This is a genomic window from Sphingobium phenoxybenzoativorans, from assembly GCF_018286635.1.
Lineage (GTDB): Bacteria > Pseudomonadota > Alphaproteobacteria > Sphingomonadales > Sphingomonadaceae > Sphingobium > Sphingobium phenoxybenzoativorans.
Map to the genome: position 1 here is coordinate 1508684 of NZ_CP073910.1, position 23833 is coordinate 1532516.

Sequence of the window (23833 nt, forward strand, 5' to 3'; positions counted from 1 at the left end):
TAGCGCCCGCAGGCTTCATCAAGGCGGTCATGACCGGTCATCAGGTCTCTAAAGTGAAGTTGTCGACTCAACACTTTGGAGGCAGACCGACCATGACCAAGCTCAGTTCTACACCCGCCGATGCCGTGCTGGTAGCCATCGATATGTCCAAGCACCGCCAGGAGGTCCTCATCGAACGCCCGGAGGGCGGGCGGCGACGGCGTATGACAGTGATGGCGACGAAGACCGATTACGACCGCCTTGCGTCCGTTCTGGCTGATATTGGCAGACCGATTGTCGTCGGCTTCGAGGCGACCGGTAACTATCACCGCACCTTGGCGCACCGCTTGCTCACAGCAGGTTTCGAGCTGCGCCTGATCTCGTCCGTAGCCTTGGCCCGGACCCGAGAGGCTCTACATAATGGCTGGGACAAGAACGACTCCAAGGACGCGCAGGTGATCCTGCATATGCTGCGGATTGGCGCCACCCAGCGCTACGTCGATCCGCTTGCCGCCGGGATTAACGATCTGCAGGAGATGTCGAAGACACACGAGGCCATCTCCAAAGCCAAGACCCAGACCTGGCACCGGATCCTGACCCATTACCTGCCGCTCTACTTCCCAGAGATCGAGCGCTTCGCCGGCAACAGCAGGTCTGATTGGTTTCTTGCCTTGCTCGAGCGGTTTCCGACGCCCGGGAGCATGACAGCGCTTGGCCAGGAAGCATTCACGCGCGAGGCGTGGTCACTGGTCGGTCGCAAGGTCTCCAAGGCTCGATTAATCAACGATATTTACGAGACCGCCTGCGCATCCGTCGCACTGCCGGTCGATGAGGATTCTGTGGCGATTGCCATGTTTCGCATGGTCATCGCGCAAGCGCGCAGTCTGATCCGCCAACGTGACGAGATCGAGCGAGCCGCCCATGCCATGCTCAGCGAGAACCGTGACTACCAGCTGCTTCGTATGATCCCTGGCATCGGCCCGATCAACGCGCTGACCATCCTCGCCGAGGCCGGGGACCTTCGACGGTTTGCCCACCATCGCCAGTTCCTCAAGTTCTGCGGGCTCGATCTGGCCACCTGCCAGTCCGGCACATTCCGCGGTCGGACCAAGCTTTCCAAGTATGGTAATGCTCGGTTGCGCCGCACTTTCTGGATGGCCGCACAAGTCGCCGCTCGCCAACGCGACAACAGCTTTCGCGATAAGCTGGGCCGATACATGGAAGGACACGCCAACGACCCCGATCGCCGCCGCAAGGCAATGACTGCACTCACCGCCAAGATGGCGCGCGTCGCGCACGCCGTCATCAAGACGGGAACCGAGTACCGCCCGTTCCTCGAACGGGCGGACACCAGATGGAAGGACCCCTCTCTGCTGTGCCGTGAGGGCGCAACTGCGACCCTGTAGATAATGTTCGGGCCTTCCATCTGGCATCCGCATCTCATTTTAAGGACGGTTAGGACCACGACCGATGCGGCCGCTGGATCCTGTGTTTGCTATGGCCGAGAGCGCATTCCTTGACGATGGAAGCCATCTGGATCAAAAAGACATTTGCGCCGGTCATGATCGGCGCAACGAGACCTGCTGGCCTTGTCCCACAGCTGCTTCCCGACCTAGGACGTTGTCGCTGACGATCATCCCCGGCTTGCCGCGCTGGGCAATCAGCTCCGTCAGTTCGCGCACGACACGGCGGCCCGAGATCGAGGTGTCCGGCACCGCTGCCAGGCACTCCCGGGTCACGTCGTCGACGATGTTGAGCACCCGGAACCGTCTCCCAGACGCCATCTGATCGTGCACAAAGTCCAGGCTCCACCGCTGGTTCGGGAGAGCAAGCACCGGAGCCGGCGCCCTCGTTCCAACGGCACGCTTGCGACTACGGCGACGCCTGACCGCCAGCCCTTCCTCCTGGTAGAGGCGCTGGGTCTTCTTGCGGTTGATCATCACGCCCTCCCGGCGCAGCAGGATATGCAGACGGCGATAGCCGAACCGGCGACGCTGGTTGGCCAGCTCGCGCAGCTTCTCACGCAGATCGGCATCATCGTCCCGCGTGGAACGGTAACGCACGCTCCCCCGATCGGCACCGATGACACGGCACGCCCGCCGTTCGCTCATCCCGTAACAAGCCTGGAGATGAGACACAGCTTCCCGCTGCGCAGCGGGCGTCAGAACTTTTTTGCCAGAAGATCCTTCAGCGCAACGTTGTCCAGCATCGTGTCGGCCAGCAGCCGCTTGAGCTTCGCGTTCTCGCCCTCAAGATCCTTCAGTCGCCGGGCCTCGGACACTTCCAGCCCGCCGTACTTCGACTTCCAGTTGTAGATCGTCGCTTCGGAAACCCCGTATCTCCGGGCCAGGTCAGCGGTCTTCGCGCCGGCCTCCGCCTCCTTCAGTATCCCGATGATCTGTTCCTCGGTAAACCTCGTTCTCTTCATCTCGTCCGTCCTTCTATCAGGGCCGGACTCTAATCGAACTTGGAGGAAAATCAGGGGGTCACGTCACGGGCCACGATTAAACGACAGCACCGAAAATTTGGCGTTCAACCTATAGCTTTCAAACTAGACACCACATATTTGCACAAATCTTCCAGTTCGTCCGGTGAATTTACAAACTGGTCGGGCTTGAACAGGAATGTCGTCGAGCCATGTTCAACCTGTTTTGGCACCGATTTCAACGCTTGATCGATGTCGGCCGGCCCAGTGGGGGATTTGAATTCACCTTGGATAAAGCCCACAAAACTCAGCGTTGTAGGGTCGCGGCCCGCTTCTGTCATGGCTTCGTTGATCCGAGCCATATCGTCATTTGAAAGCATGCTGAGCGGTGCGAATGCGTTGCCATATTTGGCAATGCGGCGGAGGGCTGCGGGGTGCAGCTTATCACCTGCGATCCAGATTTCAGGCCCCATTGGAGTCCACGGCTTGGGTTCGAAATAGATCTCGTCGAAGCTGTAATGGTCGCCCGAATAGGAACTTCCAGTTTCCGCCCAAACCTTGTGCCAGATTTCAAGGTGCTCATCCAGCAATTTGCCGCGCTTTTCAAAAGGAACACCAAGCGCGCGATATTCCTCCTCCTGCCAGCCTACCGTAGGGGTAACGGCGAAACGGCCCTGGGATAATTGAGAACGGCGGTGCAAAATTAGACCACGGTAGCGGCGGCGAAGTGCTGCTGCGGGCGGCGTAAAAGTCGTCCACTTTTTCCCTTTTCGCGATGCTGGCGAGGAGGGATGAGGGATTTACACCGTGGAACTTTACCTGAAGGTTCGTCTTGCCTGCGCGGGCGGCATGAGCGCCCGGGCGGCAGCGAAGCATTTCAACATATCGCGCGACACGGTCCGCAAGATGCTGTCGTATTCCGAGCCGCCCGGTTACCGTCGCAGCGCCCCGGTGCGGCGACCGAAGCTGGAAGCGTTCATACCGATCATCGACGGCTGGCTGGATGGGGACCGGTCGGTCCCGCGCAAGCAGCGCCATACGGCGAAGCGTGTGTTCGATCGCCTTCGCGAAGAGCATGGCTTCACCGGAGGCTACACGATCATCAAGGATTACATCCGGGATCGGGATCAGCGCAGCCGGGAGATGTTCGTGCCGCTGGCACACGCACCCGGCCATGGGCAGGCAGATTTTGGAGAAGCTCTGGTCGAGATCGGCGGGGTGGAGCAGAAGGCGCACTTCTTCGTGCTCGATCTGCCGCACAGCGACGCCTGCTACGTACGCGCCTATCCGGCTGCCGTTGCCGAGGCCTGGATGGACGGCCATGTCCACGCCTTTGCGTTCTTCGGCGCGGTGCCGCTGTCGATCGTCTACGACAACGACCGCTGCCTGGTCTCGAAGATCCTGCCTGACGGGACGCGGCTGCGCGCGAGGCTGTTCAGCGCCTTCCTGTCGCACTACCTGATCCGTGATCGTTACGGCCGCCCCGGCAAGGGTAACGATAAGGGCGGCGTTGAAGGTCTTGTCGGCTATTGCCGGCGCAACTTCATGGTGCCGATCCCCCGGTTCCCGACATGGGAGGCGTTCAACCTGTGGCTCGAGGAGCAATGCCGCAAACGGCAGAACGACCGGCTGCGGGGCGAGAGTGAGACGATTGGCGAGAGGCTGCGGCGCGATCTGGCGGCGATGCAGGTGTCAACGGGCACCGAAGATTCCGCAAAAGTGGGCATCTAAAATTCCCTAGTTTGGCGGGAGGGTTGGTGTCGGTGATCAGCCGTGATGGAGATCGGGCTTTTCCTTTGCTGGCGGGCGGCCGCGCCGTTTCGGCAAGGGCGGTGGGTTGATGGACGGTGCCATGCGCGCATGCTCGGGCAGCAGGTCGGCGTGCTGTCGCATGCGATAGCTGGAGCCCTCGATCTGGACGACCACAGCGTGGTGAAGAAGGCGGTCGAGCAGCGCGGTGGCCACCACCGGATCGCCAAAGACATCACCCCATTCGGCGAAGCCGCGGTTGGATGTCAGGATCATGGCACCCTTTTCGTATCGGGCGTTGACGAGCTGGAAGAAGAGATTGCCGCCGCCGGGCGTGACGGGAAGATACCCGATCTCGTCGACGACGAGCAGGGAGGATCGGCATAGGAAGCGGATCTTCTCGCGCAACGTGCCCTCGCGTTCAGCCTTGGTCAGTGAAGCGATCAGATCGGCGAGCGGGATGAAGTAGACGCTCTTGCCCGCCTTCACGGCCTCGACGGCAAGGGCCGTGGCGATATGGCTTTTCCCGGTACCGGGCGGGCCCAGCAGATGCACCACCTCGGCCCGGTTGATGAAGTCCAGGCCAGCGAGCGCCAGGATGCGGTTCCGGTCGAGCGATGGCTGGAAGGAGAAGTCATATCCGTCCAGCGTCTTGATGATCGGCAGCCTTGCCATGCGCAGGGCTGCCTTGATCCTGCGGTTCTCCCGGAGCGACAGTTCTTCGTTCAGCAATATGTCGATGGCCTCGATGCCATCGATTTTGCCCTGCTCTATGCCGCGCAGGGTGGCGTCGAGCATCTCCAGGGCGCGTGGCATTTTGAGATGGACCAGGCTGCGGCGGATATTATCGACGCGGGATGCGGCACCCCCATGGTTCATGGCCGTTCTCCCCGCGCCAGTTGGCTGCCGATCGCTTGATAGATGGCCAGGGAGCGCACGGTGACATGCTCGCCTACACGACCGATGGCGATTACCTCTTTGCCATGGATACGGCGCTTGGCGCCGCTGCTGCCTGTCCGGTGCGCAGGATCGATCCTGTACTGCCGGCGCCCCTCAAGAACCGGGTGCTCGGCAATGACCTGGCCCAGGTCTACGATCCGGATCTTGTCGGGCAACTGCTGGATTTCGACGACGCGCCGGGTGCGATCGGGAACGCTGTAGTAATTGCCGCCGACCGAGACCATCCCATCGTGGCTGACGCGGCGCTCCAGCTTCAGAACAGCGTCAAAGCGGCCCGCCGGGAGCAGCTGCAACTCAGGCTGCTCGGCGGCGAAGGCTTCAGCAATAATCCGCTGCGTCGTGCCGTGGACACGGACGTTGGCGACGGTATCGAGCCAGTCGATCAGCTGGACATTGAGATCGTCCAGATTGCGGAAGCTCCGGCCCAGGAAGAAGTCCTTGCGGATATAGCTGAATGGCCGCTCGACCTTTCCCTTGGTCTTGGCCCGATAGGGACGGCAGGCGCGCGGCACGAAGCGATAATGCCCGGCCAGAGCCAGCAATGATCGATTGTAGATGATGTGGCCCTGATCATCTTCCCCGGTCACAGCGGTTTTCATGCGATCGTAGAGGATCTCGATCGGGACGCCGCCGAGCGCTTCAAAGGCCTGCATATGACAGCGCAACAGGCTTTGGAGATCCTGATGCATGACGTAGCGCGCAAACAGGAAGCGCGAATGTCCCAGCACCAGGCTGAACAGCCAGACGATCCGGCTGACGCCGGGCTCATCGGTAAATTCGACGACGAACCGGGCAAAGTCGACCTGTGCCTGCACGCCAGGCGGCGTCTCGAACCGAACCTCAAAGGGCTTAGGCCCGTTTTCCGGCCGGATCGCTGCCAGGAACCGCTTTACCGCGGTATAGGCGCCCATATATCCCAGCTCACGGATTTCCCGCGTCAGGCGCGCCGCAGTCAGATCGGGAAAGGCCGTCACTCGCTCACGCAAAAATTCCAGATAGGGTGCCAGTTTGTTCGGTCGACCCAGCATGCGAGGGCCGTAAACCGGGGCCTCGATGCCCCGTTCGATATATTTTCGGATGGTCTTGGGATCGCGACCAGTGCGTCGGGCAATGGCGGATATCGATACACCCTGCCGATGTAGTTCGAGGATCATCATCAATTCTCCAAGTCGGATCATCGGCCCCGTCTCCGCGTCTGCAAAGGAGATGAGGACAATGTCGGCTCATCTCATTCTGCCGGGGCTAGCCCCGGCAGAATGAGATGAAGGGGCCACCAACTAGGGAATTTTCAAAGCCCACTTTTGCGGAGAATTGCACGACCGATGACAGCAGGAACTGCCGGCTTCCCCCTTCGAGGCCTGTGACCAGACCAGCGGCCAGGTCTCATCGCAGGCGCTGGTGCGTTACCGGACCAACGATTACTCGGTGCCGGTGCGCTTCGGCCACCAGGAGGTGTGGATCAGGGGCTATGTCGACGAGGTGGTGATCGGTTGCCGGGGCGAGATCATTGCCCGCCATGTGCGCAGCTACGAGCGCGAGGATGTGATCTTCGATCCGATCCATTACCTTCCCCTGATCGAACAGAAGATCAATGCCCTCGATCAGGCCGCACCATTGCAGGGCTGGGACCTGCCCGAGGTATTTACAACGCTGCGCCGGCTGATGGAGACGCGCATGGGCAAGCATGGCCGGCGCGAATATGTGCAGGTACTGCGCCTGCTGGAGAGCTTCGCTCTGGCCGATCTGCATGGCGCGGTGAAGCAGGCCCTTGATATGGGCGCGATCGGCTTCGATGCGGTGAAGCATCTCCTGTTATGCCGGGTGGAGCGCCGCCCGCCCCGACTGGACATGGCGATCTATCCCTACCTGCCCAGGGCCAGAGTGGAGACAACATCGGCGCGCTCGTACATGCGGCTGTTGACCGGCGGAGCAGCGGCATGAGCAGCCAAGCTCCCGAACTGCTGCTCGCCAGCCACCTCAAGGCGCTCAAGCTGCCAACCTTCCTGCGCGAGCATGACAAGCTGGCCCGGCAATGCGCAGCAGAGGGCGTAGATCATGTCCGCTACCTTGCTCGGCTTGTCGAACTGGAACTGATCGACCGGGAACGCCGGATGGTCGAGCGCCGGATCAAGGCCGCGCGGTTCCCGGCCGCCAAGAGCCTCGACAGCTTCGACTTTGCCGCCATTCCGAAGCTCAACAAGATGCAGGTGCTCGAACTGGCGCGTTGTGACTGGATTACCCGTCGCGAGAACGTCATCGCCCTTGGCCCGTCGGGGACCGGCAAGACCCATGTCGCGATCGGTCTTGGCCTGGCGGCCTGCCAGAAGGGCCTGACGGTCGGGTTCATCACTGCTTCCGCGCTGGTCAGCGAGATGATGGAGGCACGCGACGAACGCCGCCTACTGCGCTTACACAAGCAGATGACCGGCTATAAGCTTCTCATCATCGATGAGCTGGGGTTCGTGCCCCTCTCCAAAACCGGCGCGGAACTGCTGTTCGAGCTGATCTCACAGCGCTACGAACGCGGCTCGACGCTGATCACCAGCAACCTGCCGTTCGACGAATGGACCGAGACGTTCGGTTCCGAGCGCCTGACAGGCGCGCTCCTCGACCGGCTCACCCACCACGTCAGCATCCTCGAGATGAACGGCGAGAGCTATCGCCTGGCCCAGAGCCAGGCACGCAAAGCACGTCCCAACCCCTGACAGAAACGGCAATCCGGGTGTTGGCGACCCCCGCTCGGGCTACGCCCTCCCGGCGCTCGCCAACACCCGGATCAAGTGGCCTGGTTTTGCTCCGCCCAATGGACGACTTTTACGCCGCCGTTGACAGACTAGCTTAGCGAAAATCCCCGGTGCTTTTGCGACGGCCTTTGACGCCTTGTTTAATGTTTGTGGGGCGCAGGGCGGCCAGACCCTTCTTGTGCGGGGCGGCACTTCGGGTGTGGGACTAGCGGCTGCAACGTTGGCAAAGGCGGCGGGCATGACGGTCATCAGCACCACTCGCAACATTTCCAAGATCCAGGGCTTGGAAGATCATGGCGTGGACGAAGCCCTATTGGATGATGGCGAACTTGCCAGGAAAATAGGGGGCAGGGTCAATGTCGCTCTTCAGGTTACTGGATTTTCAAATCTTGCGGATACGCTGGGATCGATGGCGCCGCTTGGAGTCACCTGTCTAGTAGGGGTTCTTGGAGAATACAGCGATGTGCACTCAGGTGCACTCATATCTCCTCATCCAATCTCCTATATCCCGCATTCAGTTCGATTGACTACTCGCACCGGTCTTTGGCCAGGGAAGAATGAAATGCAAACTTGGGTAACGGGCATGGAAGAAGGCATCTATAACATGCCCATAGATAAGATTTTCTCGTTTGAGCAGATTGGGAAGCCTTGCGCCGCCGAGAAGCGCATGGGGGACTGGGTAGGGTAATTGTGGAGATTAATTAAATGATGAGCCATAGTATCCACCAAATCGCTGAGTCGCAAGGTCAATGGTCATTGGCCGAGGGAAGCTACAGGCCCAACACGGCGTGGTCGCTGCTGCGCAAGGCCGACCATCGCTTCAAGCTGCGTGATCCTGACGGCAACAAGCTGTGTGGCCTGCACCGGTTGTGAGTGCTTTGGAGACCGTCTCCACCAACCGGGCCCATGGCGGCATACAGGGCGTCTATACCCACGCTTCCGTCGCCACGGGCACGCCGATGACTTTTTCGGTCTTCGTGCCCGATCACGCGCCGGGGGCCGTGCTGCCGGTGCTGTGGTATCTTTCGGGCCTGACCTGCACCCATGCCAATGTCACCGAAAAGGGCGCATATCGCGCAGCCTGCGCCGAATACGGGATCGTGTTCATGGCCCCCGATACCAGCCCGCGCGGCGACGATGTGCCGGATGACGAAGCCTATGATTTCGGCAAGGGGGCCGGATTCTACGTCGATGCGACGGAAGCGCCTTGGGCGGCGCATTTCAGGATGCGCCGCTATATCGAGCAAGAACTGCCCGCGCTGGTGGCGCAGCATTTCCCGGTCAATATGGCGCGGCAGGGTATCACCGGCCATTCGATGGGCGGCCACGGCGCGCTGACTATCGCCTTGCGCAATCCGGGTCGGTTCCGTTCGGTCAGCGCCTTCGCCCCGATCGTCAGCCCGCTGCATTGTCCGTGGGGCGAGAAGGCGCTGACGGGCTATATCGGGGCTGACCGGGCCCACTGGCGGCAATATGACGCTTGCGCCATGATCGACGATGGCGCGCGCCTGCCCGATCTGCTGGTCGATCAGGGGACGGCGGACAATTTTCTGGCTGAACAGTTGAAGACGTACCTGCTGGAAGAAGCAGTGGCCCGTGCCGGCATGCCCGCAACCATCCGCATGCAGGGCGGCTACGATCATTCCTATTACTTCATTTCGACGTTCATGGCCGAGCATGTCGGCTGGCATGCCGCGCGGCTGCAAGGATGAACCGGACAGCGCGATGTACGCTGTCCCGACCCATTTGCTTTCGCAGCCCCTATTCTCCCCTAATCTTGGCGATCAAATCCTCGCACGTTTCGATGATTTCGCCTTTGCGCCATGCACCTGCGGCTGCAACCGCGGGTAAAGTATCGCCACGCCACGCGACGTGCTGATCGGGTCTGACCAAGATTAGAGGCTTTTCATAAACCTGACGGACATCGGCATCACGCAGATGGACGATGTCAAGCGGAACACCGGCCCCATTTGCCGCCGCTTCGAGATGTGCGGTGTCGCAATCTTCCAGCACGAGCAACGTAAACCATTTGCCTAGGTGATCGTAAACAGCGGTCCCATCGGCCAGGAACATATGCGGCAATATCGAACCTGGCCAGGTCGACGGCGTCACCGACAGCATGTCGAAGACGGGCGGGTAACCGGGTTCGTCTACGATCACGGGGGAGGAATAGTAGCGATACCCCTGTTCGGTTCCCCAAGCTTCATTTTCAATATTGCCCAGCCTTGCGATCTTCCGTCCCATTTTCATCCGTGCGGCCTTGGCCTCGGCGCTGTCCCCGACGATCTCGCCGGCCTGCTCGTAAAGACGGTAGATTGCTGCACGGATGCCAAGGTGGCGCTCCGACGTGGATTTCGAGATGCGGGCGATCGGCTGGCGCTCGTCATGGTAGGAGCTAAGCAGCCTGTCGCCACCCCAGCCGTTCAATGCGGCGGCAAGTTTCCACGAGAGATTCGAAACTTCCGGGATGCCGGTATTCATTCCGTAGCCGCCGGTCGGGACGAACTGATGCGCCGCATCGCCGACGAGGAACGCCCGGCCGACGCGATATTGATGGGCGACTTGGTAGTTCAGCGTCACCGGATTGGCGACAAGCACCTCGAAATCGAAATCCGTTCCCATTAGTTGGGTCACCAGCTTGCGTGGATCGATCGATTCAAAGCCGGCGTCTGGCGGGACGAGCGAGTGAAGGGTCCATTCCTCCTTGTCGTCCTGTGCGACGATCTGCCCCCAGGCGGTCTGGTAATGCCAGCCCTGACCGAACTGGTGCAACAATGCGTAATCCCGAGAGCGGAAATGCACCAAATACATGTGGGCTGCGCCGAGATTGCCTTCGCTCTCGATGCCGAGCTGCTGTCGGACCGTACTGTTGCCGCCGTCGCAGGCTGCCAGATATTTGGCCCGCACCTGCTGGGTTTCGCCGCTGTGCTCATCGACGATTGTGGCAATGATGCCATCTGGATCCTCAGTGAAACTCTCGAGGCGGCATGAGAAGCGGGTCTGGACACCGGGCTTGCTCTCGGCAAATTCGCGGATCAGCGGCTCGATCAGTATCTGGCTGACCCGTAGAGGTGGTTCGAGCGAGAGGGCGCCATCATTCTGGTTACGCCGGCGCCAATATTCGATTCGGTTGGAGGGATAGCAGAAGCGGTGCAACTCATGAGAGCCGGGCTTGAGATCCGTCGCCCAGATAATGTCGTAATTGCTGTCTTGGGACACTCCCGCCGCACGCAGCTTATCCGCCAGCCCGATCCGGCGGAACAGGTCCATCGCTCGCCCATTGGTAAGGTCCATTTTCGGATGACGCGTGGTCGAAGGATTGCGCTCCACCAGAAGGGAGGAGACGCCATAATGCGACAGCTCGGCCGCCATCGTCAGGCCGACGGGGCCGCCGCCGACAATGAGAACAGGCACTTCGATCGGTTGAGACATGATGTCGCCTTTCAGGTTTGCGCGATAGTGTTTCGGAACTGGAGGCGGCCGGACTCAGCCGACCGCATGGCTGCCGAAGGTGCCGCCCCAGAGATAGGCGGATTCCCACCGTGTCTCGGTCCAGCTTTCCGGGTCATCGATCAAGGTCGAGGCGAAGCCATATTCAAACAGGAAGCCGGATGGCGATTGCGCATAAAAGGACAGCGCGGGGTCGTTGGCATGTTGCCCAAGTGATCTGGCGACAGGCGCCGCGCCGCCGGAAACCTTGTCCCATGCACGGCCGACGGTGCTCATGCGGTCGACTTCCAAATAGATATGATCGAATCCAGTGACGCCAGGAATGTGGGCCAGCGCAACCACGTGATGGCGCTTACCGCCATTCAGAAAATGGCCATCGGAGCCGGGAACGACTTCGATGGAGTCTGTCCGCCGAAGACCGATCACGTCGACGAAGAAGGCCAGCGCGGCCTCGATATCGGGGACAAGCAGCAAAACATGACCCAGCCCTGCGCTGCCTGTGACGAACCGGGCGCCGGTGGGCGAAACAAAAGCTTCCGAAAGGGTGAGTCCTCCCACGAAGAGCTCGATACGGGTTCCATCCGGCGCTTCGGTTTCAATTAGATGAAATACATTCCGGGTCTTGGCTAGGTCGCGGTTTTCCGTGGCTTGATGTCCAAACTGACGGAGCCGTCCAGCTATAGCCTGCAAGTCCCTCAGCGTGCCCACTTCGAGGCCGATATAATCGACGCCGGGCGTGTCGCTTTGGCGGATGGCAATGCGCCACGCCCGGTCATCGATACGGAAGCGTAACTCATTTTCGCCCGGAAGCGCTTGTAGCCCGTATATTCCGCATCCGAAATCCAGCCAGGCGGACATGTCGCCCGCAAAACCGGCATAGCCAAGCTGTATGTTTAACCGGGGCATTTGCAAATCCTCTCCCTAACCTGACCACTAGATCAGGTTAGGGAGAGGATTTCATTGATCTATGTCAAACACGATAGGCCCGCCTGAAGTCGGACGGAGCAAAACTGAATGCCGCATCAATTCGGCACAATAGCGCTGTCCCAATGCCATGGGATATACAAGCGCACGAGCGAGGGCGACAAAGTGGCGAGTCTTGCGCGCAAAACGATGCAGAAGCTGCTCAAGCGAAACCACGCTCTGCGAATGCGGCAACCGGACTGATGCATCGAAATAAAAACTAAGAATCGGAAGGTCGTTGGAAATGTGCATTGATGACTGAACAGCGACAGCGTGAGGCGCGATCCGATCCGCGAGCGGAGCCCGACGAAGCCCTCATTACGAAAATTCGAGGGCGTTATCCGGTCGAACGGGAGCTTGATCGCGTCCTCACTCGCAAGATGAGATTGCGTAGCAGCCCAGGCTATAGGGCGTTGCCGCTCGAGGACCTCGCCCAAGGCACGGCTTCCTTGATCCGCTCGGAGATCGGAGATGATTTCGCGCTACTCAACCCGCGATGGTTGCAAGGCGGCGCATCCAAGCTGCAGATGGCGTTCGACCTCGATTGGCAACCGCCGGGCGCGCGCGACCGACAGGTTACGCGGATGGTCCTCCGTATGGAGCCGCCTGCCTCCATCGTCGAGACGAGTCGCGCCCGCGAATTCGAAGTGCTTCAACTGGTCAAGGACGCCGTCCCCGTTCCTCCCTGTTTCTGGGTGGACATCGAGGGTAGCCACCTGCCTTTTCCTGCTCTCATATATGGTTTCGTCGAGGGTACAACCAAGCCGACAGCGCGCATTTCGCAGACAGTCTCGGGGATCGGGACGAACTTCGGACCCGAACTGCGCGCTGTCCTCGCCGAGCAATTTGTCGCCAACCTGGTCGCCGTTCACACCATCGACGAGGCGCGCCTCGCGCAATTGCAACATTTCGACGCGGCCGAGGTGGGATCCAACTCGGCGATTATCCGCCAGATCAACGGATGGCGGCGAATATGGGAAGAGGATCGGTTCGAGGACTCCCCCTTGATTGAGGTCATCGCAGAATGGCTGATCGAGAATGCACCGACGCTCGACCGCGTTTCACTCGTCCATGGCGACTTCCGCACTGGCAATTTCTTGTTCTCCGAAACGAGCGAGAAGATCACGGCATGGCTCGACTGGGAACTGGCGGCACTCGGTGATCGCCATCAGGATCTTTCCTGGGTAACTGGCAGCCATTTTGGACATTACGCCGAAGACGGAAAGACTTTCCTCGCCTGCGGACTAATGCCCGTCGACGAGTTCTTGCCACGTTATGAGCAATTGTCGGGCCTGACTGTGGATCCGAAGAAGCTTCAGTTCTTCCGGATATTCAACGACTTCCAAGGAGTGGTCACCATGCTCGGCGCGGCGTGGCGGGTCGCCCGTCATGGCAAAACCCACCAGGATGTGGTGGTGGCTTGGCTGAGTATGTTGGGACAAGTCATCCTGGGTAATTTGCGGGACAGGCTGGAGGAGTTGCTCTGATGGTTCTCGACATCAATCTTCAACTCAACGTCGTCATGAAGGCGTTGCGCGACGCGGTTGGGCCCGCCGTAGATCCGGGCAACAAGATGGCGGTGGAGCAGTTGCAGCTTTCGATCGCAACACTGAACATGGTGATTGATCGGCTGCCCCTTGTTCGCAAATGCGTCCGTAGGGCGCTGGCCGACACGATCGAAATGGCGGAACGGATCAGCGAGTTGGACGAGTCCAATCCCCTCGACCCGCAGGTGACGCGCGCGCGCGCTGCCTTGTTGGATCCTGCTCTCGACAATGAGGACCTTGACGTCATCCGGCAGGACTTACTGTCGCGGGTGACCGCGCTCTTCTCGCACGAAAGGCGACCCGACGCGCGGCGCGCAATGGCGCGCGCGATCGTTGCTGCATCAAAGCCGCAGACAGACATGGCGCGGGCGTGGTGCGTCAATTCCGGCTTCGAACTTGATCCCTCGGTCCTCCCAAAAATCGAGGCGATTCTGGACGTGCCATAGCGGTTCTATAGCAATGTTATCGATCTCAATTCTCGCTCGGAGTCCTGATGATGGCGCTGTCCCGCGATCGTATCTATTCCTATGTCCTGCCCGGGCAGGTATCGAGCCCCGATGTCGTGTTCGGGCAGGCCGAAGCAGCGGAAGCGCTCGGCTTGGGCGGCATCTTCCTGTCCGAGCGCTGGGAGAGCAAGGAGCTAGGTGCGACGATGGGCGCCCTGTCACGATCGACGCGATCACTTATGCTGGTCGCCGGACTCACGCATTTCGGAACGCGCCACCCTGTCGTGCAGGCAGGAATGGCGCAGACCTTGCAGATGCTAAGCGGCGGGCGTTACGTGCTTGGCTATGGAAGAGGCGTGCCATCGCATTTCAAGAAACTCGGCATTCCGATACCAAATCTTCAGGGCATGGCGGATTATGTCATGATCCTACGCAAGCTGTGGGCGGGTGAGACGGTCCGGTACAGCGGTCCGGCAGGCGAGTATCCGGAACTCCAACTACCGTTGGGGTGTGAAAATCCGCCGCCGATCATCATCGGCACGATCGGCCCGAAGACCTTGGCGCTTGCCGGCCAGCATTTTGACGGCGTCGTGTTGCATCCATTTCTCACCACCCAAGGTGTTGCCCGATCGATCAAGATCGTGCGCGACGCCGCTGTGGCCGCTCGACGAGATCCTGCGGCCGTGAAAATCTACGCGACCGTCATCACGGTCCCGGACTCATTTCCCGAAGACATGCGGATCGACATGCTGGAAGCACGCGCCGTCTCCTACTTCATGCATCCCGAAGTGGGTGCGCCCGTCGTGGCTGCCAACGGCTGGAGTGAGGCGCCGATGCATGAGATCGCGGCGACGGGGCTGGCACGGCTAGAATATGGAACGGGTAATCCGCAGGAGAAGCGCCGTGCCATGGCCGAGGTGGCTGGCATGTTGCCTCAGGAATGGCTCGAAACCGGCGCTGCAACGGGTAGTGTCGCGCACTGTATCGGACGGCTCCAGGAATATGTCGATGCGGGGGTAGACTATATCCTTTTGCACGGGACAACACCTGACATGCAAGCCGACATCATTGCGCCGCTCGGCTCTGCGTGAGCGAAGGCTCGGCTTTCTTGGGGGTCTCTTGCCCGGTGTCGGATCACCGCCACCATGACGAGCGACACATAGCTATGTCAGCAGTGGGTTTCATTGTGATTGAGCCCAAGCTCAGGCTTGCCCGCCGTCCTTGTCGTGATCCTGCTCGGCGTAGGCGCGCGCCTGACACATCACATTCGACCCGCGTTGTGCGGCCATTCCTGCGCTGTCGGGCATGCCGAAATGGACATGAGTCTGGCGCATCTGACGCTGACGTTCCTATGTCAAACGCGACAGGCGTGCTTGAAGCCGATCGGATCAAAACGGAATACCGCATCAAATCGCCACAATATGGCGGGGCTTGATGGTTCGCGACTTGGATTAAATCAAAGAGCTGTCCCAATGCTATGGGATATACAACCGCACGAGCAGCTTTCATTTATCCGTCAGACAGGCCCTCGGGTAACGGCGGCGACCACAAACCAGCCCGGCAGGTCGTCGTAGGATGGCTCTCCTGCTTAGTTGCCCTTGATAAGTCGAGCAGAGATCTGAAGAGGAAAACTATGTCATTGACCATGACCAAAACTCCCAATCTTATGGCCAGCGCGCCAGAATCCCATCTGACTCCCGCGGATATGATTTCCCGGGCGAAAGACATCTCAGCGATGCTCGTTGAGCGCCAGGCAGAGACGGAAGAACGGGGCTATTACGCAGAGGATACGCACAGACTTTTCCAGGATGCCGGGTTTTATCGTTGCTGCGTGCCAAAGCGTTTTGGCGGATACGGCTTCGATCTCCCGACGTATGTAGAGATCATGAGTTGGATTGCGACAGGCTGTTCATCGACTGCATGGCAGCTCTGCCTCGGCGCCGGTCATGCCATTACTGTCGCCACCTTTTATCCGGCCGAGGCTCAAGCAGAGATTTTTGGAGACGGGCACTTCGTCGCTGCTTCGACCGTAAAGCCAACTGTGATCGCAGGGCGATCGGCAGACGGCAACTGGATCCTGAATGGAACCGCGAACTTCGCTTCCGGCAGCCCCTATTCAACGCATTTTCTCGGCTATGCGATTGAAGAAGGCGCCGACCCAACCAAAACGCTTCCGATGACCTATGTCGCTCCGCGCTCAAGCTGGGAGTTGCTTGATGATTGGGGGAATACGCTCGGCCTGCGTGGAAGCGGTTCCCATTCCGTTCGATTCACGAACGGCATCGTTCCGGCCAGCCATGTCCTGCCGCACATTCACGCTGTCAGCGCTGCTGTGACGGGTGGCACGACGGGATCGACATTGCACGACAATCCTCTTTACGCGGGCCGTCAGGGCAGTGCCTATAGTTTTGAGGCCAGCGCTATATATGTGGGCATGCTGCGGGCAGCCACGTCGCTCTATGGCGATCTCATGAAATCCCGGAACACCATTTTGCCGCCCAACATGCCGCGCGCCGCGAATGAGGATTTCCAGCGCTATTATGGCGAGCTGCTCCATCGTTTGCATGTGGCGGAAACGTTGGTTCGAGGCGCGGCTCAGCAATGGATGCACGCGGCCCGAGAAAACATGGCAGGAACGGCGGATTTCTCCATGGACACCGATGCCCGCATCTCGGCACTTTCGGGCGAAGTGGCCAGGATTTGCTGGGGAGCCATTTCTGAAATCCTTCTACCGACCGTGGGGCCAAGGGACCTGACGCGCAATTCACGGTTGACCAGACTTTATCGCGACGCATCGATGGCCCGGTCACATCCATTCAGCTCAATGTTTATGGGATCGTCGCAGCGGATATTGGCAGCGGGGGCACTATTGGGCGAATAACCGAAAGATCATTATTCTGCAGTGGTATGTCCATAAGCGCCGATGGTCCTTTGAGGCAGTCTATTGAATTGCTATTTTGCTGCTCTGTTATGGCTTGTTCGCGCTTATCCGGCTTCACCTCAACGAAGAGTGCATCTTCGCGTAGCTGGCGCTCGGAGTTACGAGCGCATGGAAGCATGAGCAAGTTTGCTTCCGACGCCAACTAATGATGGTGCCGCGTTGGTCGCGTCAGAATGCTCGATGTCTTGAGTCGGTCTGACGCTGCTGGTTTTTCCGCTTACGAGCGTGAAGTCTTCGCTCATTCCCATCGTGGTCGTGCCGAACTGGAGAGCGGCATGCCCGACTGATTTATGAACGGTGGAGCGGATGCGAAGATCCGCGCACCCGCGAGGAGGATGTCAATGTATGTCGGACCCCGCCTACGCGAGGCGCTCGCCCGGATCGGCACTGTATCTTCAACCGAGGAGCTGCGCGACGGACTAGCCGGCACTGCCCAGCAAATGAGCTTTCCCTATGTCGCGCTGGTCCAGCACGGCGGTCTTCCACGGCTAATCGAGCGGTCGATGGTCGTCACAAACTATCCGGCGGAGTTCGTCCGGTCGTACATCGAGAACCACTGCTTTGTCATCGACCCAGTCTATGAAGTGAGCCAACTGCTCGACCGGCCATTCAGCTGGGAGGAGATCACCAGCTTCGTCGAGCTTGCCGACCACCAACAGGCCCTGTTCGGAGAAGCACGGCGCTACGGGATCGTTCACGGCATCACCGTGCCGCTGCACATACCCAGCGAATCCTATGCGTCCTGCACCTTCGCCCGTCCGGAGCCGATCGAAATCACGCCGTCGCTGATGGCCGTGCTCCAGATCGTTGCGAGCTTTGCTTTCAAGGCGGCCCTTTATCTTCATCACGCCATGCACGGCCGCGATGTTCCCCGGCTCACGCGCCGCGAGTCCGAATGCACGGCGCTGATCGCACTCGGCAAGACCGACTGGGAGATCGGCCAGATCCTCGGCATCGCCCAGACCACCGTCCGGTATTTCATTTCGCGAGCCAAGCAACGCTATGGCGTCTTCAGGCGCTCGGAGCTGGTTGCGCGCGCGATCGTCGATGCTCAGCTCATCCGTGATGGACAGGACAAGATGCCCGAGAGCGCCGGCGACAGGCCGGAGCGTGAATAGGCGCCAGGGTGCTCTCCCTAGTGTGGCGGGAGCGAACCGTTGCCCACATACGGCCTGGACCTTTTTCGGCGAGCAGCGCGGAAGGGTGGAGGTTGGTTGAGACGGGGTAGTAGAATCGGAAAGGTGGGGAGTGGGGAAGCGTGTTGAGGCCCCCAAGCGTACCCGACGTGCTCTTTCAAGACGTACATTGCTTGACGAACTGCAGCGGAACGGTGTACCAATTGAAGCTGTACGAGTGGAGACACGCAATGCCGCGAGCAGTAGTGGAAGACAACAGACGCATGAGCCTGCGCATTCGGCCGGAGCAAAAGGCTTTGCTCGCCCGGGCGGCTGCGCTCAAGCACACCGATCTCACGACCTTTGTAACACGTTCGGCGCTGCGTGAGGCCGAGAACGTGATCGAAGAGGCGGAGCGGACGAAGCTGAGCGAGAGAGACAGCCTGCTCGTTCTTGATCTGCTCGAGAACCCGCCGCCGGCGAATGCGAAACTGCGCGCTGCCATCGCCGCGATGCCAAAATTGGCATGACCCTTCCTTCGTGGCACGAGGAAGCGATTTCGAAAGCGCATGACCGGGCTTCATTCGACTGCGGCGACAATGATCTGAACGTCTACTTGCAGCGCTATGCGCGGCAAAGCCATGAGGCAGGCGGGGCGAAGACGTTCCTCGCCATCGACGACACCGACAACAAGACGGTTCTCGGCTTTTACAGCATCGCTCCGGGCAGCATGGATCATGCGGATACGCCAGAACTGACGAGGCGAGGACTCGCCAGGCATGAGGTGCCGGGCTTCCGGCTCGCGCGGCTTGCGACGGATGTGCGTGTGCAGGGGAAAGGACTCGGGGGTCAGCTCCTGGGCGCGATCGGGCGCAGATGCATTCGCGTCGCGGCCGAGATCGGCGGGGTTATCCTAATCATCGACGCCAAAAACGAGCGCGCTGCCGACTGGTATGCCAGCTGCGGCGCTATTCCGCTGCACGACAAACCGCTGACACTCATATTGCCTTTTGCGACACTCGAACGTGAATTGAGAGCTGCAGGCCAATTCTAGGCGTTTAGGGCGCGATGCGCCATGCAACGTCGTTCGCGTTCGACGTGAGCTCCATACCGGGGGCGCTCGCGCGACCATATCCTACATCGAACCCCCAAGGCAGAGGCTCGCTCCAGATCAGCTTGCAGAGAACAGAATCAGCGGGATCAAACCAGTGTTTCGGTGCGATTTGCCGCACTAAACCGACTATGCATGATGGAACAATGACAAGATCTGTGCGATAATCGCCTGCGAGGACTATCGATGAATACCGCAGTCGACATGCAGGCAACCGAACTCGCAGCGCCCCAGCTGAAAGCAGCCGTTTGGCTGTGGCGTCCCTGGTATGCCAAGGCGTGGTGGGCCGCGATTCCGGTCTGGTGGATCGGCATGGCGGCGTCCACCAAGGTCGCGCCGCTGGAGGCCTTCTACGACAACGCGCCCGCCGGTTTTCTCAATGTCCTGTTCTTCCCGATGACCGCGCTGATGGTGTTGGGTGTCGGCCGCGCGCAGCACTGGCTGGCCGGATTTGCATCGAAGGGCGAGGGCGGTCCGCTATGCGATGAGGCACCGGTCACAATCGCCAATGTGTGGGAGGAGCATGATCGGGCGATGAAAGACCTTCGCGCTGGCACTGATATGTTCGATCCCAGATCAGGCACGTTATGGATTGGCAACCCGATAAGCCCCAACAACGGGGCTCGGATCAGCGTTTTTTGAAGCTGCTATCGCCGTCGCCGGCGCTCCCATCGATGTCAGTCGAGAATCTTCCGTTTTTCAGCACGGAGTTTTGTTCGATCGACGTGAGAGGGCCTGTGATATCGAATGTGGCCCGTCCAGAGTCCGCATCCTGCAGGTAGCGATTGCGCATGCCGTCCGGGCCAAGGATACGATCGGACAACTCGCGTGAGAAGGTTGCAGCTGGATCGCTCGACCGGGCAGCGGCGCGTTCGGCGGCAGCAATTGCATCACGAACATCGTAGTTCACGATATCCAGGCTCGACTGAGCATTCTCCGTTGTACTTCCAATATCGCGACTCTCGAAACCAAGACTCCCGCCGACGCGCCCCGATGTGGCCCGGCCCTTTTGGGTGGTCGGGCTTTGGCTCGATTGTTGCCCTTTACCGGCAGGTTGTCCGCGACCTCCTATCGCTTCCGATTCTTGGGTGTCGACACTCCCGCCGATGTGAGCACCGACCGACGTGCCCATTGATGCCTGATCCTGTGTGGATCGTGACAGCCCGCGCTGCCAGCCGGTCTGCGTGATGATCGCCTGCACATCCCTGGTCAGCGTATCCGCAACCTGCGGATTGAGACGCCAGTTGCCGTGTCGGTCAATCTCGAACCCGCCCCGCAGCCAGTTCTGCATCATCGCCTGTCCCTGTTCGCCACCACTCAGGAAATGCTCGATCGTATCGGGACCTGCCTGCTTGCCCGCCTCGAAGCGCGTGCTGGTGTCGTTACGCGCCGATTGCTGGAACCCGACCGAACTCGAGACCAGCACATCGTTGTCCGCGAAGCTGAACCGGGCACGGCCGCCATTGGCGATCGCGCCGAGCTGGCTTTCATTGATGAGACCGCCGCGCCACATTTGCACCGCGGTCTCAGGGGTCAGATTGAGGCTCAGATCGCCATTCTGCGCCATGGCGATCTGACGCGTCGACATCTGCACGCCGTGCTCGCCCAGCAGTTGCTGCATACGCGTGAGCCGCTCATTCTCGACGATGCGGCCTAACCGCTCGTTGCGGGCGCGATCGGCGATACCCTCCGCGCCACCCTCAGCCATGTCGACCTGGTTGCCGGCGCCCTGGCTCAATGTGCGGATGAAGCTATCCAGGTGGGCGGCCTGCCGCACGGACATGCCTGCCGCGGCCGCGCCCTCGGCGAACCCGGCATTATCAGCCTGCCGCCGCTGCTCCCCGATCCGCGCCGCCGAGCGCGTGCCATCGTGGCCGACCTCGCGCTGCGCGTCGAGCTTTCCCGACCGCTCGGCAAAGTCATAGCCCGCCGCCTCGCGCGTGCGGGCATAGACGCTGGTGCCCTCGCGCGCCGCCTCGGCCGTCGCGCCATCGGCGGTGCCGACCTGCACGGCGGCATTGTAGGTTTCCAGTGCCCGCATGACTTGCGCCTCGTTGCGACCGGTGGCGCGGGAGAGCTGGGTGATGGCGGAGGAGCGGGCTTCGCCGGAGAGCGCATTGATGAAGGCGATGCGACGCGAGGTTTCCTGAACGGAGAGGCCGAGCATGGCGGAAGCGTTGCGCTGACCTTCGTTGCTGCCGGTGCGGTGCGCCTGCTCGGTCGCGACATTGCCGCGCTCGATGCGAGCTACATTGTCGCCCGCGAAATCCCGCCGGCCCTCCATCGCGCCAACCTGGACCTGCGCGGCAGTGAGATCGTTTCTCAGCATCTGCTCCTGATCATAGGTGTTGGCGACGAGCTTGGCGAACGTCGGATCGGCCGATGCCTGCGCGATCACGGTCGAAGCCTTGAGCGTCGCGTCCTTCTGATCATAGCCGTTCCGCTCGAAATGCCGCTGCGCGCCCGACTGCATCATGTCGTAGGCACGTTGATCACCGAACGCGCGCCACTGGACCATCCTCTGCGCGAAGGCGGCAAAGGCACTTTCGCCAGCCTGTCCTTGCCCGAAATACCCGGTGCCGAGCGCCCGCAGCGCATCCTTCTCCGCAAAATTGTGGATTGCGCTGGTGGCGGCGTTGTCGCGCACCGTGCGAACGGTCGCCGGATCGCTGAGGCTGCGTCCGGTGAGTGCAGGTGACAGGCCGCCCAGCTCGCGCGCGGCGTCGAGCTTGCCCATACCGAAGGCGGCCGTGCCGTTTGCCCCACCACCATGCTCGGCCAACACGCGGCTCGCTGAACCGAATGCCCGATTGGCGCCGAAGGTCGAGCGCTCCCCGAAATCGCCGAAGTTTGAAGCAGCACCACGCCGCGCCATGGTGCCCGCCGCCGTTGCCTGCGCCTCGAGTGCGCCGGCATAGCCTTCGCTGGTCGCAAGCGGCGCGGCCGCTGCCGTGCCCTGGCCCTGGACGCCAAGCGCGCCGGAGGTGAACGAGGTGAAGACATTACCCGAGAAGCGGAACACGGTGAACACGAACGCACCTGCAAGTCCTGCAGCGGCCGTGCGGAAGCTGCCGAAGATCGCCAGCGCCTTCATCGCCGAGGATGGCGCCAGCATCCAGGCATTGGCCGCGACATTATTCGAGCGCATCTCGGCGAGCACATCGGTCGCCCGGCCGAGAGTGAGCTGATAGATCCCGGCGTCGATCACGCCCCATAGCGCCACGAACACGAACAGGCCGAGCGCGAAGCTGGCAACTCGCAGGTTGATCGGGGTCAGGATGAACAGGAGCGCGATCGGCATCATGAACAGCATGATTCCGAAAACCGTGGCCCTGATGGTCGGCATCCATTCGTTGGCTGTCGACATGGTCGCAAGGCCGGACGAGACGACAGCACGATTGGCCATGACCCGCGCTGCCGTTGCCGGACTGTCTTCGAAGAGCACGTCGCCCACCGTGCTTCCCAGCATGACATTGGTGAGGAACTGCTGGAGCGACTGCGGGGTGTCCATCATCATCTGGCCAAGCTCGCCGATGTTGGACCGGCAGCGCTGAAGCTGGGTCGCATTGGAGATGTCATAGCCTGTGCGCGTGCAGACCTGCGCGACATAGTTGTCGAACAGGGCGGGTTCGGAGAGGCGTGTCGAGATATGCTCCCACGCTTCGTTGCAGCTGACCGTCGTGCCGCCCTTGTCGGTCGAGGTGAACACTGTGCTGAAGGTCGCGGGCCCCGCCATGCCGGCGAAAGCGGCAGGCAGATCGGTCGCCGTGCGGAACAGCATGTCGTCGTCGACGCCATAGGCGGGCGAGACGCGCGCGACCGGATAGCATTGGCGGACATAATCCTTGATCGTCGAGTCGAGGAAGGTGTCGGTCATCGGCCCGCGGGGAGAGGCGGCATTGAGGAACAGATCGAAGCTATGGCCGCCCGCGCCGAACTCGAGCTTGGCATGGGGATCGGTCGTATTGTCGTCGATCACCTCGGCGAGCGCGCGCTCCATCATGTTGGTCATGCCCGCGACAAGCACGATGAGATTGGGGACATCGCCGACAGGCTGATAGGCGTTGCGCACGCGGTCATAGACATGGACCGTGCCCGTCGTCGCGACCATTCCGACGAACAGGCCGACCCCGATCAGCATCTGGAAGCCGAACCCGACCAGCCCCATGCCTGAACCACGGATACTGGCGAGCAGGACGCCGAGGCCGATGCCGACTACGGCGACGATCAGAACCAGCGTCTCGTAGCGCGGGTCGCCGAAGATCATCGACACCAAGCGAAAGGCGTCCACGGTCTCGGCAAAGCCGTCATAGGTATGGAAGCTGGTGTCGATCGCCAGCGCGGGCGTTGCCGCGAATAGAGCGATCAGGACTGACAGGGCGCGAAGGATGCGGATCATGGCG

At 60.7% G+C, this 23833-nt stretch carries 19 protein-coding genes and 4 pseudogenes; 15 read left to right on the forward strand and 8 right to left on the reverse strand.

Annotation, left to right across the window (positions count from 1 at the left end; genetic code table 11):
• Positions 1-92 precede the first annotated feature (92 nt).
• Positions 93-1389: pseudogene (locus KFK14_RS07260) on the forward strand (IS110 family RNA-guided transposase).
• A 209-nt stretch (positions 1390-1598) separates the two neighbouring features.
• Here the strand turns inward: KFK14_RS07260 and KFK14_RS07265 are convergent.
• Both KFK14_RS07265 and KFK14_RS07270 read right to left on the reverse strand, forming a co-directional pair.
• Positions 1599-2407: pseudogene (locus KFK14_RS07265) on the reverse strand (IS3 family transposase); the annotation flags it as partial.
• A 104-nt stretch (positions 2408-2511) separates the two neighbouring features.
• Positions 2512-3105, reverse strand: coding sequence for an LLM class flavin-dependent oxidoreductase (locus KFK14_RS07270; protein WP_212610411.1), 594 nt, complete (start codon positions 3103-3105; stop codon positions 2512-2514).
• A gap of 106 nt (positions 3106-3211) precedes the next feature.
• On the opposite strand from KFK14_RS07270, the pseudogene istA (KFK14_RS07275) reads away from it, so the two are divergent.
• A pseudogene (istA, locus tag KFK14_RS07275) lies at positions 3212-4093 on the forward strand (IS21 family transposase); the annotation flags it as partial.
• 78 nt (positions 4094-4171) lie between these two features.
• Here istA (KFK14_RS07275) and istB (KFK14_RS07280) read toward each other — a convergent pair.
• Together istB (KFK14_RS07280) and istA (KFK14_RS07285) are read right to left on the reverse strand one after the other, a co-directional pair.
• A complete protein-coding gene (gene istB / locus KFK14_RS07280) occupies positions 4172-5032 on the reverse strand; it encodes an IS21-like element helper ATPase IstB (protein WP_212608798.1) in 861 nt (286 codons plus the stop codon).
• The gene (gene istA / locus KFK14_RS07285) at positions 5029-6291 is read right to left on the reverse strand and encodes an IS21 family transposase (protein WP_127692189.1); all 1263 of its coding nucleotides are present in this window, start codon (positions 6289-6291) and stop codon (positions 5029-5031) included. The genes istB (KFK14_RS07280) and istA (KFK14_RS07285) overlap by 4 nt, the downstream gene beginning before the upstream one ends.
• Before the next feature lie 151 nt (positions 6292-6442).
• On the opposite strand from istA (KFK14_RS07285), the pseudogene KFK14_RS07290 reads away from it, so the two are divergent.
• The 5 genes and pseudogenes from KFK14_RS07290 to fghA all read left to right on the forward strand — a co-directional run.
• A pseudogene (locus tag KFK14_RS07290) lies at positions 6443-7054 on the forward strand (Mu transposase domain-containing protein); the annotation flags it as partial.
• A complete protein-coding gene (gene istB / locus KFK14_RS07295) occupies positions 7051-7818 on the forward strand; it encodes an IS21-like element helper ATPase IstB (RefSeq protein ID WP_212609136.1) in 768 nt (255 codons plus the stop codon). The pseudogene KFK14_RS07290 and the gene istB (KFK14_RS07295), both read left to right, overlap by 4 nt.
• A gap of 238 nt (positions 7819-8056) precedes the next feature.
• Entirely contained in the window at positions 8057-8545 is a 489-nt protein-coding gene (locus KFK14_RS07300; protein WP_281417187.1) for a zinc-binding dehydrogenase, read from the forward strand.
• 17 nt (positions 8546-8562) lie between these two features.
• Positions 8563-8730: a hypothetical protein gene (locus KFK14_RS07305; protein ID WP_212610413.1), complete on the forward strand. Its 168-nt coding sequence runs from the start codon at positions 8563-8565 to the stop codon at positions 8728-8730.
• 5 nt (positions 8731-8735) lie between these two features.
• Positions 8736-9569 carry an S-formylglutathione hydrolase gene (fghA, locus tag KFK14_RS07310; protein WP_212611076.1) on the forward strand — a complete coding sequence of 278 codons (834 nt, stop codon included), beginning with the start codon at positions 8736-8738 and terminating at the stop codon, positions 9567-9569.
• A 49-nt stretch (positions 9570-9618) separates the two neighbouring features.
• Here fghA and KFK14_RS07315 read toward each other — a convergent pair whose 3' ends face one another.
• Together KFK14_RS07315 and KFK14_RS07320 are read right to left on the reverse strand one after the other, a co-directional pair.
• On the reverse strand, positions 9619-11289 hold the full coding sequence (locus KFK14_RS07315; RefSeq protein ID WP_212610414.1) for an FAD-dependent monooxygenase: 1671 nt from the start codon (positions 11287-11289) through the stop codon (positions 9619-9621).
• 54 nt (positions 11290-11343) lie between these two features.
• Complete coding sequence (locus KFK14_RS07320; RefSeq protein ID WP_212610415.1) at positions 11344-12213, reverse strand: VOC family protein; 870 nt, start codon at positions 12211-12213, stop codon at positions 11344-11346.
• Between the two features lie 311 nt (positions 12214-12524).
• Here KFK14_RS07320 and KFK14_RS07325 point away from each other — a divergent pair, with 311 nt between their 5' ends.
• Genes KFK14_RS07325 through KFK14_RS07335 form a run of 3 tightly spaced genes read left to right on the forward strand, consistent with a single transcriptional unit; the run spans position 12525 to position 15354 of the window.
• Entirely contained in the window at positions 12525-13757 is a 1233-nt protein-coding gene (locus tag KFK14_RS07325; protein ID WP_246525031.1) for a phosphotransferase family protein, read from the forward strand.
• A complete protein-coding gene (locus KFK14_RS07330) occupies positions 13757-14263 on the forward strand; it encodes an aldehyde dehydrogenase family protein (protein WP_212610417.1) in 507 nt (168 codons plus the stop codon). The genes KFK14_RS07325 and KFK14_RS07330 overlap by 1 nt, the downstream gene beginning before the upstream one ends.
• A gap of 47 nt (positions 14264-14310) precedes the next feature.
• Positions 14311-15354 (forward strand): TIGR03857 family LLM class F420-dependent oxidoreductase, encoded by a 1044-nt coding sequence (locus KFK14_RS07335; RefSeq protein WP_212610418.1) that lies wholly within the window; start codon positions 14311-14313, stop codon positions 15352-15354.
• Positions 15355-15465: 111 nt separating this feature from the next.
• Here KFK14_RS07335 and KFK14_RS24195 read toward each other — a convergent pair whose 3' ends face one another.
• Entirely contained in the window at positions 15466-15597 is a 132-nt protein-coding gene (locus KFK14_RS24195; RefSeq protein WP_281417178.1) for a hypothetical protein, read from the reverse strand.
• A gap of 299 nt (positions 15598-15896) precedes the next feature.
• On the opposite strand from KFK14_RS24195, the gene KFK14_RS07340 reads away from it, so the two are divergent.
• The 5 genes from KFK14_RS07340 (at position 15897) to KFK14_RS07360 (ending at position 20072) form a co-directional block, all read left to right on the forward strand.
• Complete coding sequence (locus tag KFK14_RS07340; protein WP_212610419.1) at positions 15897-17144, forward strand: acyl-CoA dehydrogenase family protein; 1248 nt, start codon at positions 15897-15899, stop codon at positions 17142-17144.
• A 401-nt stretch (positions 17145-17545) separates the two neighbouring features.
• Positions 17546-18322, forward strand: coding sequence for a LuxR family transcriptional regulator (locus tag KFK14_RS07345; RefSeq protein ID WP_212610420.1), 777 nt, complete (start codon positions 17546-17548; stop codon positions 18320-18322).
• A gap of 281 nt (positions 18323-18603) precedes the next feature.
• Positions 18604-18849: a type II toxin-antitoxin system TacA family antitoxin gene (locus KFK14_RS07350; protein WP_021244025.1), complete on the forward strand. Its 246-nt coding sequence runs from the start codon at positions 18604-18606 to the stop codon at positions 18847-18849.
• Positions 18846-19373 (forward strand): GNAT family N-acetyltransferase, encoded by a 528-nt coding sequence (locus KFK14_RS07355; protein WP_212610421.1) that lies wholly within the window; start codon positions 18846-18848, stop codon positions 19371-19373. The genes KFK14_RS07350 and KFK14_RS07355 overlap by 4 nt, the downstream gene beginning before the upstream one ends.
• Before the next feature lie 243 nt (positions 19374-19616).
• Complete coding sequence (locus KFK14_RS07360) at positions 19617-20072, forward strand: hypothetical protein (RefSeq protein ID WP_212610422.1); 456 nt, start codon at positions 19617-19619, stop codon at positions 20070-20072.
• Here KFK14_RS07360 and KFK14_RS07365 read toward each other — a convergent pair.
• A complete protein-coding gene (locus tag KFK14_RS07365) occupies positions 20059-23829 on the reverse strand; it encodes a conjugal transfer protein TraG N-terminal domain-containing protein (RefSeq protein WP_212610423.1) in 3771 nt (1256 codons plus the stop codon). The two genes, KFK14_RS07360 and KFK14_RS07365, sit on opposite strands and share 14 nt — an antisense overlap.
• Between the last annotated feature and the right edge of the window lie 4 nt (positions 23830-23833).